This is a genomic window from Teichococcus rhizosphaerae, from assembly GCF_002631185.1.
GTDB classification, from domain to species: domain Bacteria; phylum Pseudomonadota; class Alphaproteobacteria; order Acetobacterales; family Acetobacteraceae; genus Pseudoroseomonas; species Pseudoroseomonas rhizosphaerae.
This window is the reverse complement of record NZ_PDNU01000001.1, coordinates 155,604-170,116: the sequence shown is the minus strand read 5'-3', so window position 1 is coordinate 170,116 and position 14,513 is coordinate 155,604. Positions and strand designations below refer to the sequence as shown.

Annotated in this window: 12 protein-coding genes and 1 tRNA gene; 2 read left to right on the top strand and 11 right to left on the bottom strand. The window is 72.5% G+C overall.

Annotation, left to right across the window (positions count from 1 at the left end):
* Nucleotides 1–43 precede the first annotated feature (43 nt).
* Together CR162_RS00755 and CR162_RS00750 are read right to left on the bottom strand one after the other, a co-directional pair.
* On the bottom strand, nt 44–1,030 hold the full coding sequence (locus CR162_RS00755) for a DMT family transporter (protein WP_099093625.1): 987 nt from the start codon (nt 1,028–1,030) through the stop codon (nt 44–46).
* A complete protein-coding gene (locus CR162_RS00750) occupies nt 933–1,721 on the bottom strand; it encodes an aldolase (RefSeq protein WP_099093624.1) in 789 nt (262 codons plus the stop codon). The genes CR162_RS00755 and CR162_RS00750 overlap by 98 nt, the downstream gene beginning before the upstream one ends.
* A gap of 93 nt (nt 1,722–1,814) precedes the next feature.
* Between CR162_RS00750 and CR162_RS00745 the strand changes: the two genes are divergently transcribed.
* A complete protein-coding gene (locus tag CR162_RS00745; protein ID WP_099093623.1) occupies nt 1,815–3,059 on the top strand; it encodes a Zn-dependent hydrolase in 1,245 nt (414 codons plus the stop codon).
* Between the two features lie 235 nt (nt 3,060–3,294).
* The gene (locus CR162_RS00740) at nt 3,295–5,769 is read left to right on the top strand and encodes a sensor domain-containing protein (protein WP_099093622.1); all 2,475 of its coding nucleotides are present in this window, start codon (nt 3,295–3,297) and stop codon (nt 5,767–5,769) included.
* Between the two features lie 81 nt (nt 5,770–5,850).
* Here CR162_RS00740 and CR162_RS00735 read toward each other — a convergent pair whose 3' ends face one another.
* From CR162_RS00735 to CR162_RS00695, 9 genes are all read right to left on the bottom strand, one after another.
* Nucleotides 5,851–6,834: an ATP-grasp domain-containing protein gene (locus CR162_RS00735; RefSeq protein WP_099093621.1), complete on the bottom strand. Its 984-nt coding sequence runs from the start codon at nt 6,832–6,834 to the stop codon at nt 5,851–5,853.
* Between the two features lie 98 nt (nt 6,835–6,932).
* A complete protein-coding gene (locus CR162_RS00730) occupies nt 6,933–7,832 on the bottom strand; it encodes an alpha/beta hydrolase (protein ID WP_099093620.1) in 900 nt (299 codons plus the stop codon).
* Nucleotides 7,833–7,878: 46 nt separating this feature from the next.
* The gene (locus CR162_RS00725; RefSeq protein WP_099093619.1) at nt 7,879–9,567 is read right to left on the bottom strand and encodes an ABC transporter substrate-binding protein; all 1,689 of its coding nucleotides are present in this window, start codon (nt 9,565–9,567) and stop codon (nt 7,879–7,881) included.
* 116 nt (nt 9,568–9,683) lie between these two features.
* Nucleotides 9,684–9,760: transfer RNA gene (locus tag CR162_RS00720), tRNA-Met, on the bottom strand.
* A gap of 39 nt (nt 9,761–9,799) precedes the next feature.
* The gene (mnmA, locus tag CR162_RS00715; protein WP_099093618.1) at nt 9,800–10,906 is read right to left on the bottom strand and encodes a tRNA 2-thiouridine(34) synthase MnmA; all 1,107 of its coding nucleotides are present in this window, start codon (nt 10,904–10,906) and stop codon (nt 9,800–9,802) included.
* Nucleotides 10,903–11,592, bottom strand: a complete 690-nt coding sequence (locus CR162_RS00710) for a TenA family protein (RefSeq protein ID WP_099093617.1) — start codon at nt 11,590–11,592, stop codon at nt 10,903–10,905. Before CR162_RS00710 ends, mnmA begins: the two co-directional genes overlap by 4 nt.
* Nucleotides 11,593–11,608: 16 nt before the next feature.
* Entirely contained in the window at nt 11,609–11,935 is a 327-nt protein-coding gene (locus CR162_RS00705; protein WP_099093616.1) for a ferredoxin family 2Fe-2S iron-sulfur cluster binding protein, read from the bottom strand.
* A gap of 10 nt (nt 11,936–11,945) precedes the next feature.
* Nucleotides 11,946–13,136 (bottom strand): cysteine desulfurase family protein, encoded by a 1,191-nt coding sequence (locus CR162_RS00700; RefSeq protein WP_099093615.1) that lies wholly within the window; start codon nt 13,134–13,136, stop codon nt 11,946–11,948.
* 80 nt (nt 13,137–13,216) lie between these two features.
* Entirely contained in the window at nt 13,217–14,506 is a 1,290-nt protein-coding gene (locus CR162_RS00695; RefSeq protein ID WP_099093614.1) for an ArgE/DapE family deacylase, read from the bottom strand.
* Nucleotides 14,507–14,513: the final 7 nt, after the last annotated feature.

Below are 14,513 nucleotides of genomic sequence, written 5' to 3'. Positions count from 1 at the left end.
CAGGAACAGCAACATGCGTGCCGTTCCTGAAGGGTTTTCCGAGCTATCCGCGCAGCGCCAGCACCACCCCCGCCAGGGTCAGCGCCACGGCCACGGCCTGGCGCCAGCCCAGCGGCTCGCCCAGCAGGGCGGTGCTGGCCAGCATCCCGATCAGTGGCGTCGCCAGCGTGCCCATGGCCGCCGTGTTGGCGGGCAGCCGCCGCAGCGCGCCGAACCAGGTGAGGTAGCAGAGCGAGAGCGGCACCGCCGCCATGTAGAGCACGCCGCCCCAGCCCAGCACCCCGACCCGCCCCCATTCCGGCGTTTCCAGCAGGAGGGAGAGGCCGAGGATCGGCACCGTGCCCAGCGCCACCTGCCAGACCACGGCGGCCACGGGGTGCATGGCCAGCGGCCGCTTCTTGCTCATCACGGCGCCCAGCGCGAAGCTCAGCGCCGCGGCCAGCAGCAGCAGCAGGCCGGGCGTCTTGTCCGCGGCCGCCGCCTGCCCCGCCCCGGCCCCCATCAGCACCGCCACGCCGGCCAGGCCCAGCACCAGCGCCAGGACACGGCGCGCGGTCGGCCGCTCGCCCAGCAGCGGCCAGGCCAGCATCGCCGCCCAGACCGGCATGGTGTAGGCGACCAGCGCCGCCTCGCCGGCGCCGAGCCAGAGCAGGCCCAGGGTGGAGAAGCCCATCCAGGCACCGACATTGAGCAGCGCGAAGCCCATCAGTGGCCAGCGCTCGCCGCGGGGCACCGCCAGGGGCCAGCGCAGGGCCAGCGCCAGCAGGCCAAGCCCCAGCGCCGCCAGCGCGCCGCCCAGGCCGCGCGCGGCGAGCGGCGGCAGTTCCTCGATGACGGCCTTCAGGATCGGCCAGGTCAAGCCCCAGCCCAGCGCCGTGACGCCGAGGCAGAGGAAGCCGGCGCGGCGCTGCCGGGCCGCCTCCCCGCTGTTGTCAGGCGAGATAGCCCGGTTCCTCCCGCGCCAGGATGCGCTTGACGCTCTCCAGATGCAGCCGGGCGCTTTCGCGGTCGCCCTCGCGCATCTGCTCATAGGTGCGCTGCGCCAGCTCGTGCGGCACCGGCTTCAGCACGCGGCCCGTGGAGAGCGCGAGGCGCTGCACCTCGCAGGCGCGCTCCAGGTAGTAGAGGTCGTCCCACGCCTCGGCGATGGAGGGGCCCACCACCATCACGCCGTGGTTCTTCATGAAGACGATGTCGGCCTCGCCCATGGCGGCGGCGATGCGGTCCCCTTCCGCCTCGTCCAGCGCCAGGCCGTTATAGTCCTCGTCGATGGCGGTGCGGCCGTAGAACTTCAGCGCCGTCTGCCCCGCCCAGACCAGCGGCGGCCCTTCCAGCATGGAAAGGGCGGTGGCGTTGGGCATGTGGGTGTGGAAGGCCGCGCGGGCACGCGGGTGCTTCATGTGCAGCCGCGCGTGGATGAAGAAGGCCGTCGCCTCCGGCGTGCCCTCCCCGGCCACGACGTTGCCGTGGAAGTCGCAGACCAGCAGGCCGGAGGCGGTGATCTCCGAGAAGGCGTGACCATAGGGGTTGACCAGGAACAGGTCCTCCCGCCCCGGCACCATGGCCGAGAGGTGGTTGCAGATCCCCTCGTGCAGGCCGAGCCGCGCCGCCATGCGGAAGCAGGCGGCGAGATCGACCCGCGCCTGGCGCACCGCATCGGCGTCGAGATCGGAATTGCGCAGGATGGCGGGGGCGCCTGGGGCGCCAAGGGCGTGGGCCATGGGGTGTCTCTCTGTCCGGTGCCGGCTGCGCAGGCTTGCAGAGTGCCCGGCAGGCGGCAAGATGCGCCCCGTTTGTCAGATGGGAATCAGCCGATGTCGGGCACCAACCAGCGGATCGATGCCAGGCGCCTTTGGGACAGCCTGATGGGCATGGCCGAGATCGGCGCCACGCCGAAGGGGGGCGTGAAGCGCCTCACGCTGACCGAGGTGGACAAGGCCGGCCGCCAGCGCTTCACCGAATGGTGCGAGGCGCTGGGCCTGACGGTGCGGGTGGATGCCATCGGCAACATGTTCGCCCGCCGCGAGGGGCGCGACCCTTCCCGCAAGCCGGTGCTGATGGGCAGCCACCTCGACAGCCAGCCCTCGGGCGGCAAGTTCGACGGCGCGCTCGGCGTCATCGCGGGCCTCGAGGTGATGCGCACCCTGCACGACCTCAACATCACCACCGAGGCGCCGATCGAGCTGGTCAACTGGACCGACGAGGAAGGCAGCCGCTTCGGCCATTCGCTGATGGGCAGCGGCGCCTGGGCCGGCATCTACTCGCTGGAGAAGGTGTACGGGCTGCAGGACGTGGACGGCGTCTCGGTGAGCGAGGCGCTCGACTCCATCGGCTACAAGGGCGAGCACCCGGCCCGCCCCTTCCCGGCCGATGCCTATTTCGAGCTGCACATCGAGCAGGGCCCCATCCTGGAGCGGGAAGGCAGGCAGATCGGCGTCGTCACCGGCGCCCAGGCGCAGGTCTGGTACGACGCGGTGATCACCGGCCAGGACGCCCATGCCGGCACCACGCCCCCCTCCGCCCGGCGCGACGCGCTGGTGGCGGCGGCGCGGGTGATCGAGCGGGTGGACGCGCTGATGCGCGAGCGCGGCGAGGACGGGCGCGGCACGGTGGGCCAGCTCCACGTCCTGCCCAACAGCCGCAACGTGGTGCCGGGCGAGGTGCGCTTCTCCATCGAGTTCCGCCACCCCGATGACGCGCAGATCGAGGGGCTGGCGGCGAGCTTCCCCGCCGAGGCGAAGGCGCTGGCCGAGGCCAATGGCTGCGCGCTGGAGCTGAAGGAGCTGTTCCGCATCCCCATGCAGCCCTTCGACGCCGGCTGCGTGGACCTCGTCCGCCAGGGCGCCGCGCGGCTCGGCTACAGTACGCGCGAGATCGTCTCGGGCGCCGGGCACGATGCCGTCTATGTGGCGCGCAGCGTGCCGACGGCGATGATCTTCACCCCCTGCAAGGACGGCCTTTCGCACAACGAGGCGGAGAGCATCCTGCCGGAGGAGGCCGAGGCTGGCTGCCAGGTGCTGTTCGAGGCGGTGGTGGCGCGCGCCAACCGGGCGCTCTGAGCAGGGCACGGCAGGGGGCGGGGCCGGGCCGCCGGCCGCGCCGCCGCCCAGCCCTGGCCAAGGGCGAAGGTAAAGCTTCTCTTGCCATCCCTGACGGCAAATTGATAGGAGAACGGAGCCTTTTCCAACGCCGCGCCCTGATGGCCGGAAAAGGCTGGCGTGGCGGTGGTCGCGAGGGCCCATCGCCGCCTTGGCTCCCCTTCCGGCCCCTCGTCAAGCCAGGCCCCGCCTTGTCATGCCCTTCGGTGCTCTCGGACAGTTCCTGGCACGCTGCCCCCTGCCCGCCTTTGTGGCCGAGCGCCACGCCAGCAGCTTCCGCGTCGTCCGGGTGAACCCGGCGCTGCTGGAGGCGGCCTCGCGCCCCGCCGAGCAGATCGTGGGCCACCCGCTCGAGGCCCTGCTTCCCGCGCCCCTGGCCGAGCAGCTCGGGGTGCAGCTCCGCCGCGCCTGGGACGGGCGGACGGTCATCGACCTCGCCGCCTGCCTGCCGCACGCCAATGGCCCGCGCGACTGGGACATCGCCGTGGTGCCCGTGCCCGGAGCCGAGGGGCAGACCCAGTGGCTGGTCGGCTACGGCATCGACCCGGGCGAGATGGCCCGCCGCCGCATGGCGCACCAGACCGGCGGCCAGTTGCTGATCGACACCGTCTCGGCCCAGGAGGCGCTGATCTATCGCTGCCTGCCGGACAGCACCCTTACCTTCGTCAACGCCGCCTTTGCCCGCGCGGCGGGCTGCGCGCCGCAACGGCTGATCGGCATCCCGGCGCTGGAGCTGATGGACCCGGATGCGCGCCCGGAGCTGCTGCGCCAGCGCGCCCTGCTCACCGCCGCCGAGCCGGTCCGCAGCTACACGTTGCGCGCGCGCGCCGCCGGCTCCCGGCCCGGCTGGCGCCGCTGGACCGACATCGCCGCCTTCGACGCCGAGGGCAGGCTGGTCGAGATCCACGCCATCGGCCGCGACATCACCGAGGTGCAGGAGGCGCTGCTGCGCGTCTCCGAGAGCGAGCAGCGCTTCCGGGCGGTGGTGGACCACATCGCCGAGGGCGTCCTGCTGGCCGATGCGGCAGGCTACATCGTCTATGCCAACCACATGGTTTCGGAGATCCTGGGATGGGAGGCGGAGGCGCTGCATGGCCGCCACATCCGCCACCTTTCCGCCCCGCAGGAGCGCGGCGAGCATGCGCACGATCCCTACCTGCACCGCCATCTCGGCCCGCCGCATCAGGGGGAGATGGAGCATGAGGGCTTCGTGCGGCACCGTGACAGGCGGATGCTGCGCATCCATCTCCGCTTGAGCCAGGTCGAGCTGGACGGGGCGCCGCACCATATCGGCGTCATCCGCGACAACACCGCCATCCACCAGGCGCAGCAGCGCATCGAGCGCCTCGCCTTCAACGACGAGCTGACCGGCCTGCCGAACCAGCGCCGGCTGAAGGAGGAGCTGGCGCTCCAGCTCGACCGGCCGGAGGCGCGGCCCAGCCTGCTGCTGGTGGACCTCGTCGATTTCAGCGCCCTCAACAACACGATCGGCTTCGTCGCCGGCGACCGCGTGCTGCGGGCCGCGGCGCGGCGCATCGCCTGCGTGCTGCCGCATGACAGCCTGCTCGCCCGCTTCGGCGCCGACCGCTTCGCGGTGCTGCTGCGCGACACCCCGGAACCGGAGGCGGCGCAGATCCTGGCCGGGCGGATCGCCGTCTCGGTGGAAGGCGCGGCGCCGGAGGGGCTGCCGGAAAGCGGCTTCCGCCTGCTGCCCGTGACCATCGGCATCGCCACAGCGCCGCAGGACGACACGCGGGCCGAGGGCCTGCTGGAAGCCGCCGAGATCGCCCTGCTGGACGCCAAGCGGCGGGCTCCGGGCAGCGTGCGTTGCTTCGCCGGCGCCATGCGGGCCACCGCGGCGCGGCGCTTCTCCACCGCGCAGGGGCTGCGCCGGGCGCTGGACCAGGGCGGGCTGTTCATCGAGATCCAGCCGCGCTTCACCGCCTGCCAGCGGCGCCTGACCGGCGGCGAGGCGCTGGTGCGCTGGCGGCGCGAGGATGGCCGGCTGATCCCGCCCGGCGACTTCATCGCCCTGGCCGAGGAAACCGGGCTGATCCAGCCGCTCACCGAGTTCGTCTTCGAGCAGGTGATGCCGCTGCTGTCCCGCCTGCCGGCGGGGCAGCGCATGTCGATGAACTTCCCACCCACCCAGCTCGCCCGCCAGAACCTGGCCACCCTGCTCACCGCCCGGCTGGCGCGGCAGGGCGTCCCCGGCGACCGTCTTGGCATCGAGCTGACGGAAAGCGCGCTGATCGGCGGCCCCGGCCTGCTGGACGAGAATCTGCGCAACCTCCAGCAGCAGGGTTGCAGCGTCGCCATCGACGATTTCGGGACCGGCTATTCCTCCCTCTCGCGCCTGCGCCACCTGCCGATCGACGAGCTGAAGATCGACCGCGTGTTCATCCGCGACGCGGCGCGCGACGCGGCGGGGGTGGTGTTCCTGCAGGCCATCGGCGCCATGGCCAAGGCGCTCGGCCTGCGGCTGGTGGCCGAGGGGGTGGAGACGGAATCCGAGCTGGAACAGGCGCGCGGCATCGGCTGCCACGAGATCCAGGGTTGGCTTTGGGGGCGGCCGATGGCGCCCGAGCACTTCATGGCGCTGTACGAGGCGGGCGCCGCCGCCGGCGCGGCGCCGCCCGGGCGGCTCGGCAAGCCCCTGCTGCACTCCTGAGGCAGCGGGGCCAGGACCACCAGGGGCCGCCCAGGGCGGCTCCGCTCCCCCTGCTCCCGGCTTCCTGGCGAGGCTTCCGCCTCAGGCGGCCTGGCGCTGCCCGCGGCCCAGCTCGGCGGCGAGATAGGCCGCCAGCGCGCCCGGGCCGGAACGCGCCGTGCCGGCCAGGCCGGCCGCTTCCTCGGCACCCGCATTGTAGTTGGTGTTGGTGTTCACGTCATAGACCAGCACCCGCCCCGCCGTGTCGCGGATGAACTCGATGCCGGCCACGTCGATGCCGCTGCCGGCCAGGAAGGCCTCCAGCCGGCCGCGCAGCGCAGGCTCGATGCCATCGGGGAGGATGTTGAAGCGCGGCGCGGCGGGGGCGGAAGCGGCCGGGCCGGCGGGGCAGAAGGCGTCGCCCACCTCGCAGACCTCGGCCGGGCACAGCTCGAAGCCCGCCGTGGTGTCCACCTCCACGGCATAGACGAAGCGGCCGCCCACGAACTCGGCGCGGGTGATCACCGGGCGCGGCGCGCGGATGTAGTCCTGGAGCAGCCAGATGCCGTCCACCGGCGCCTCGTCGGCCGGCGCGCCTTCCAGATGCGCGGCAAGCTGATCGACCGAGGCGAAGAGCCGCACGCCGAGCCCCTTGCCGCCGCGGTTGGGCTTGAGGATCACCGGGCCGGACGCGAAGTGCCGGCGCACCGCCTCCAGCAGCGCCGCGTTGTCGTCCTGCACCATGACGGTGCGGGGGATGGAGAGGCCCGCCTGTTCCAGCGCCGCGTATTGCCGCGCCTTGCTCACCTCCAGGTCCAGCGCGGCGGGGCCGTTCACCACGCGGCGGCCATGGCGCACCAGCCAGGCCAGCACGCCCGCCGTCAGCTCCGCGGCATAGCGGTGGCCGCGGGTGTGGGAGGACGCGCTCATCCGGTTGTAGAACACGCCCTCCGGCGGTGGTTCGGAAAGGTCGAAGGTGCCGCGCGACAGGTCCAGCTCGGCCCAGGGCAGGCCGATGCGGTCGAACGCCTCGGCCAGCGGCGGCAGCCAGAGCGGGTTCTCGTGGATGACGTGGATCTTCGACATGGAAATGCGTCCCGGAAGGTAGGTTTGTCTTATTATACCCTACCATCTGGTGCTTTCTGTCAAATACTCAATGCCAGGCCGCCGGATTCCTGCCGGGCTCAGAGAGCGCCGGCCACGGCCCCCCCGCCCCATTGCGCCAGCAGCGCCTCCTCCGGCAGCCGGCCCTCGAACCACAGGCTGGCGCAGACGCGGGACATGGCGGCGCCGTCATGGCCGATATGCGGCACATCCACCAGGCGCCACGCGCAGTCCACGCCAAGCCGTGCCGCCGCCTCGCGCCCGGCGCGGAGATAGTTGTGGGCGCGGGCGAAGCGGTGCGGGCCCTGCGCCACGGCGGCCGCCTGGGCTGGCAGGCTGGGGCCGGAGGTCTCGGTGTCCCGCATGCCGGCGAGGATCAGCAGCGGGTAGGCCAGGAGCCGGGGCAGCGCCGCCTCGTCCAGCCCGATGCCGCCCAGGCCTTCCGGAAAGGGCCTGTCCAGCGTGGGCAGGGTGTACCAGCCGGGGTTGCCCACCGCGACCGCCTCGAAGGCTTCATGCGGCTGGGTTGCGAGCATGCGGTGGCCGAACTGCCCGCCCGCCGAGTGGCCGAATAGCCGCGCCTTTTCCCGCCGCGTGACGCCCGCCCGCCGCAGCCAGCCGAACACGCGGGCCGGCACGGCATAGCCCCATTCCCCGCGCGGCCGCACCTGGCCGGCGGCATCCAGCACATGGCCGTTATTGTACAGCTCGGCGCCGGGATATGCCTCGTTGCTGAAGGTGGGCGCCACGATCAGCAGGTTGTGGCGCTCGGCGGCCTCGATCCAGAAGTCGCGGTACTCGTCGCCGTTGCGGCCCATGCCGTGCTGCACCAGCACCACGGGGCTGTCCGGGGTGAAGCCCTGCGGCCGGTAGGTGTGCAGCACCAGCGGGCGGCTGGCATCGCCCTCCGTGTCGGTGAAGGGGATAGCCTGTCGGCCCGGCGCGGCGAGGGCCTGGGCGAGCATGTCCTGGAACGGCATAGGAATATCCTGCGGGTGAAGCTGCGGGCGGCGGCGGTCCGGCGCCTCACGGCGCCGGCGTGACCTCCATGGCCGAGGTGACCTGGTCCACCCGGCCGGAATAGGCGAGGCCCTTGCGGAAGGCCCAGACGGCGTTCTCGAAATGCACCGGGATGACCGGCATCTGCTCGACGGCCACGGCGCTGGCCTCGCGCAGCAGGGCGGCGCGGGCGGCATCGTCCATGGTGGCCATGGCGCGCATGGCGGGGCCGTCGAAGCGCGGCTCGGACCAGCCGCCGTAATTGCTGGTGCCGAGGCCGCGGGCGCGGTCCGTGGTCATCAGCCAGGAGCGGAAGAACATCAGCGTCTCCGCCGCATCCGCCGACCAGCCGCCCATGGCGACGCTGAACTCCCGCTTGCCGCGCCGGCCGAAGAAGACGGCGCTCGGCATGGTGTCCAGCTCCACCTTTACGCCGATGCGCTGCCAGAACTGCGCCAGCACCTGCGCCAGCCGCGCATCGTTGATGTAGCGGTTGTTGGTGGCGTGGAAGGTCATCCCGAAGCCCTGCGGATAGCCGGCCTCGGCCAGCAGCGCGCGGGCGCGGGCGGGATCGTAGGGCAGCACCGGCAGGCCGGGGATGGTGCCGGCCATGCCATCGGGCAGGTATTGCGCCGCGGGCGTGGCCACGCCGTCCATCACGCGCTCCTGCACCGCCTTGCGGTCGATCGCCAGGGAAAGCGCCTGCCGCACCCGCGCGTCGCGCAGCGGGTTGCCGCCCTGGCTACTGTTCCCCTGGCTACTGTTCCCCTGGCCACCATCGACAAAGGGGCTGGGGCTGCGGGCGGCGTCGAGCTGGATGAAGATCAGCCGCGTGGTGGGCTTGGCGGACAGCGCGAAGCCCGCATTCCCGCGCAGGCGCGGCAGGTCGCCGGTGGCCGGGCTCTCGATGAGGTCATGGTCGCCCGCCAGCAGCCCCGCGAGGCGCGGCCCGGCGGCGGTGACGGGGGTGAGGCGCACCGCCTGCCAGTGCGGCTTCGCGCCCCAATAGGCGTCGTTGCGCTCCAGCTCGATGGCGCCGCCGCGGCTGTAGCTCCGCAGCCGGTAGGGGCCGGTGCCGATGGCGGCGGCGCCCTCGTTGAACTGCGCCTGGGTGGGCCAGGGGCCGGCATGGCCGCAATTGTCGCCCGCCGCGAAGTCCAGCGCCGCGCCGCCGGCCAGGCCGCGCGGCAGGATGGCGAGGTTGGAGAGGTCGTTCAGCAGCAGCGGCTCGGGCTCGCGGGTGCGCAGGCGCAGCGTGCGCTCATCCACCACCTCCAGGGCCGCGATGCGGCGGACGAGGCGGGAATAGGACTGCACCACCTCCCCCTCATTGTTCAGGACGCGGCAATAGCTGAACAGCACGTCCGGCGCGCCGAAGGGCTCGCCATTGTGGAAGCGCACGCCGTCCCGCAGGTGGAAGCGCCAGGTGAGGTCGTCCTCCCGCTCCCAGCGCACGGCCAGGGCCGGCTGCACGCGAAGGTCGGCGTCGATGTCGGTGAGGGCTTCGAAGATGTGCTGGCGCAGCGTGTTGTTGGGTGTCAGCGCGTAGTTGTGCGGATCGGCCGAGGTGGTCTCGGCGGACATGGCGACGCGCAGGGTCTGCGCCTGCGCGGCGGAAACGGCCAGGGCGCCGCCGAGAGCGCTTCCGAGGGCCAGGGCCGGCAGCAGGGCGAGGCGCGCGACGCCGCGAATCAGGTTTCGGCGAAATCCGGGCATGGGCATCCTCCTGGCGAACAGCCTGGAGGGAAAAGCACCGATCGGCGCGGCAGGCCAGAGGTGGCGGCGCAAGAAAAACGGGGCGCCGGCCCTGCGGCCAACGCCCCGTTTCCGGTTGGTAGTGGTGGGCGGACTTGAACCGCCGACCCCGGCATTATGAGTGCCGTGCTCTAACCAGCTGAGCTACACCACCATGAGGTCTCCGGGCCGCGCCGCCCGGGTGGCGGGCGATTTAGGCGGCCTCGCCCGTGCTGTCAATCGCCTCTTCGCCCCGGCGGATGAAACCGCCGCCCAGCACGCGGTCGCCATCATAGAGCACGCAGCCCTGGCCCGGCGCGGCGATGGCGGGCACCTCCAGCCGCACGCGGAGCAGGCCGGTGGCAGCGTTCCAGAAGGCCGTGGCGGGCTGCGGCACCTCGCGGGCGCGCAGCTTCACCTGGCATGGCAGCGGGCCTTCGGGCGGCGCGATCAGCCAGTTCACGTCGCCGGCCACGACGGCCCCGGAAGCCAGGGCGCGGCGCGGCGCGACCACGACGCGGCGGCGGGTCGGGTCGAGCGCGGTGACGTAGAGCGGCTCCTCGCCATCGCGCGAGGCGGTGCCGAGCCCCCGCCCCTGCCCCACCGTGTAGCGCGCGATGCCCTGGTGCGCGCCCAGCACCCGGCCATCGGCGTGCTCGATCACGCCCGGCTCGGCGGCCTCGGGGCGCAGCTTGCTCACCACCTCGTGGTAGCTGCCCTTGGGCACGAAGCAGATGTCCTGGCTGTCCGGCTTCTCGGCCACGGCGAGGCCGAGCCGCACCGCCTCGGCCCGCACCTCGGCCTTGGAGGCGTAGCCGCCGAGCGGAAAGCGGCTGAAGGCAAGCTGCTCCGGCGTGGTGGCGAACAAGAAGTAGGACTGGTCCCGCGCCGGGTCGGCGGCGCGGCGCAGCTCGGGGCCCTGCGGGCCATCCACGCGGCGGACATAGTGGCCCGTGGCCAGCGCCTCGGCGCCGAGGTCGCGGGCCAGCTCGACGAGGTCGTGGAACTTGACCGTCTGGTTGCAGCGGACGCAGGGGATGGGCGTCTCGCCCCGCGCATAGGCGCTGGCGAAATCCTCGATCACCGCGTCGCGGAAGCGGCTCTCGCGGTCCAGCACGTAGTGCGGGATGCCGAGGCGATCGGCCACGTCGCGCGCGTCGTGGATGTCCTGGCCGGCGCAGCAGGCGCCCTTCCTCTCCACCGCCGCGCCGTGGTCGTAGAGCTGCAGCGTGGCGCCGATCACCTCGTGCCCCTGCTCCTTCAGCAGCCCGGCGACGACCGACGAATCAACGCCCCCCGACATGGCGACGAGGACCCTCATGGCGCGGCGTCCAGCCCCATCTGCCAGAAGGCGCATTCCAGCCGCGCCGCCTCGGCGAAGGTGGCCGAAAGGGCGGCGAAGCGCGCCTCGCCGCCATGGCTCAGGCCCAGCGCGTCCATCCGCTCGGCGGCGGCGCGGGCGAAGGACTGGTAGCCCTCCGCGCTGTAGGTCTCGATCCAGCTTTCATAAGGGTTGCCCTGCCGCCTGCGGCCGGGATGGGCGGCGATGCGCAGCGCGATCTCGCCATAGCCGATGGTGCAGGGGGCGAGCGCCACCTCGAGGTCGAGGATGTCGCCGGCCATGCCGCGGTCCAGCACCCAGCGGGTGTAGCAGACCGTCTCGGGCGCCTCCGTCTCGCGCAGCACCTCGGCCTCCGAAAGGCCCCATGCCTCGCAGTAGCGGAGATGCATGCGCATCTCGTCCAGCAGCGCGTTGAGGCCGGACGCCTTGCCGCGCAGCGCCTCCAGGCTTTCCGCCTTGAAGGCGGCCAGCGCCTTGGCGCGGGCGAACTGGACCAGGAACAGCCAGTCCTGCACCAGGTAGCGGCGGAAGGCGGGCAGCGGCAGCGTGCCCTCGGCCAGCCCCTGCACGAAGGGGTGCCAGCAATAGGCGTCCCACCGCTCCGCGCAGCTCTCGCGCAGCCGCTGGGTCAGGCCGCCGGGGGCGCCGTAGGGCGGTGGGAACATGAGGGGCGCTTCCGCTTCAGCTCGCGTTGCGGGTGCCGGCGGGCAGCTTCACCACGAGGCCGTCCAGCTCCTCGCTCATGATGAGCTGGCAGCCGAGGCGCGAGGTTTCCTGCAGGTCGAAGGCGAGGTCGAGCATGTCCTCCTCGTCCTCGGTCGGGCCGTTGAGCTTGCCGAACCAGGCCTCGTCCACGATCACGTGGCAGGTGGAGCAGGCGAGGCTGCCCTCGCAGGCGCCCTCGATGTCCACATCGTGCTTGTGCGCGATCTCCAGGACCGAGAGGCCCAGCGGCGCCTCGACCTCGCGGCGCGTCCCGTCGCGCTCGATGAACGTCATCTTCGGCATCGCCGTCGTTTTACTCCGCCGCATCCTGGGTTTCGGAAAGCGCGTGGCGCCAGGCGGCGGCCAGCAGGACGGCCGCGCGGTCCACATCGGCCGGCGAAGTAAAGCGCCCGATGCCGATCCGCAAGGTCGCGCTGGCCTGCGAGTCGCCAAGGCCGATGGCGCGCAGCACATAGGACGGCTCCACCTCGGCCGAGGAGCAGGCCGAGCCGGTGGAAACGCTCACCCCCTCCAGCCGCCCCAGCATGGCCTGGGCGGAGACGCCGCCGGGGAAGGTGATGCTGAGGTTGCCCGGCACCTGGCGCTCCGGGTCGCCATTCAGCACGAGGCCCGGCACGGCCTCGGAGAGCGCTGCCAGGAAGCGGGCGCGCTGGGCGGCGATGCGTCCGCGCTCCAGCAGCCCCTCGGCCCTGGCGATGCGCGCCGCCTCGCCGAAGCCCACCAGCAGCGGCGCCGGCAGGGTGCCGGAGCGGAGCCCCCGCTCCTGCCCGCCGCCCGAGAACAGGGGCGCGAGGCGCACGCGCGGCCGGCGCCGCACATAAAGCGCGCCCACGCCCTTGGGGCCGTAGATCTTGTGGGCGGAGAGCGAGAGCAGGTCCACGCCCAGCTCCGCCACGTCGAGCGGGATGCGCCCGGCGGCCTGCGCCGCGTCGGTGTGGAACAGCGCGCCGGCCTCCCGGGCGATGGGCACCAGCGTGGCGAGGTCCTGCGCCACGCCGATCTCGTTGTTCACCGCCATCACCGAGACCAGCAGGGTGGGCTTGCCGGCCAGGGCGGCGCGCAGCGCGCCGGGGTCCAGCAGGCCGCCGGGGCCGACCGGCAGCACCACCGGCTCGAACCCCTCGGCCGCGAGGTCCCGCACGCTTTCCAGCACGCATTTGTGCTCGGTCGCCACGGTGATGACGCGGCGGCGCGCATCGCCCTGCGCGGCGGCGAAGCGGGCGGCGCCCTTGATGGCGAGGTTGTTGGATTCCGTGGCGCCGGAGGTGAAGACGATCTCGCGCGGCTCGGCGCCGACCAGCGCCGCCACATGGGTGCGCGCCGCCTCCACCGCCGCTTCCGCCGCCCGGCCCTGCGCGTGCTCCACGCTGTGCGGGTTGGCGAAGTTCTCCTCCCACCAGGGGCGCATGGCGGCCAGCACGCGCGGGTCGGGCGGCGTGGTGGCGTGGTTGTCCAGGTAGATGAGGCGGGAGGAGGCGGACATGGCGCGAATATGGGCCACCCCCGCCCGGGGTGGAAGGGCGGGGTGGGAATACCACCACCCCGCCTCGCACATCCGCCGGCTTAGCGGGCGATCTCGCGCACGCCGCACCAGTCGGCGATGAAGCTGGCGATGGTCAGCGTCGTCTTGCGCAGGCTGTCGAGGTTGGTGCGCTCGTCGAAGCCATGGTTGCCCTCGCCGGAGGGGCCGTAGCAGAGCGCCGGCATGTCGTAGTAGCGGCCGTAATAGCGGGTGTCGTTCACCGCCGTGGTGATGCGCGCCTCCATCGGCGCCTGGAACACCGACTGGTGCGCGGCGGCGAGCACGGCCTCGGCCTCGGTGCCCGGCTCCTGCACGAAGCCATCCGCCTGGAAGCCGTGCCAGATCACCTCGGGCGGGTTGTTGGCCAGGAAGGTGTCGCCGGCGCGGCTGTCCTGGATGCAGCGCTCCACCGCCGCCATGGCGTCCGCAACCTCCGTGCTGGGCAGCAGGCCGATGCGGCAGTCCACCTCGCACCAGGCGGGGGTGGAGCTGGCCCAGTCGCCGCCGCGGATGATGCCGGGGTTGAACTTGATGGGGTCCTGGATCTCGGCATACCAGCGGTCGGATCTCGCCGCCTCGTTCACCACCTTCGTGTGCTGCTGCAGCGCCTGGATGATGTGCATGGCGGAGAGGATGGCGTTGGTGCCGGTCTGCGCCTGCGCCACATGCACCGGCACGCCGCGCACCCGCACGCGGAACCACAGCGTGCCCGTATGCGCGCGGGTGATGGTGTGGCCGGTGGGCTCGGGGATCAGGCAGGCCTCGGCGCGGTAGCCGCGCGCCAGGGTGGCGAGCGCGCCGTTACCGGTGCTCTCCTCCTCCGTCACGGTCTGGATGTGCACGTCGGCGGCCGGCTCAAGCCCGGCCTCGCGCAGCGCGTCCATGGCGAAGATCATGCAGGCGACGCCCGCCTTCATGTCGTTGGCGCCGCGGCCATAGAGCCAGCCATCGCGCACCACCCCGGCATAGGGCGGGTGGGTCCACATCTCCTTGGGGCCTTCCGGCACCACGTCGATATGCCCCTGCAGGATCAGGCTGCGGCCGGTGGGGTCCTTGGCGCGGTGGGTGGCCACCACCTGCACGGAGCCGGCGGGATCGACCTCCACCATGGGCGCGGCCTTGGGGTGCGCCTCCAGCGGCGTCTCGGCGATGGTGAAGCGGTCCACCGCGTAGCCGCGCGCGGCCATCTGGCGGGCCACCCAGTCCTGCAGCGGCGCCTCGCGGCCGCGCAGGCTGGGGAAGCGCACCAGCTCGGTCAGGAAGGCGACCTCGCTGTCGAAATTGGCATCGACGGCCTTGCGCAGGCGGTCCTGCACGGATTGCTCGGGCATGCTCTCT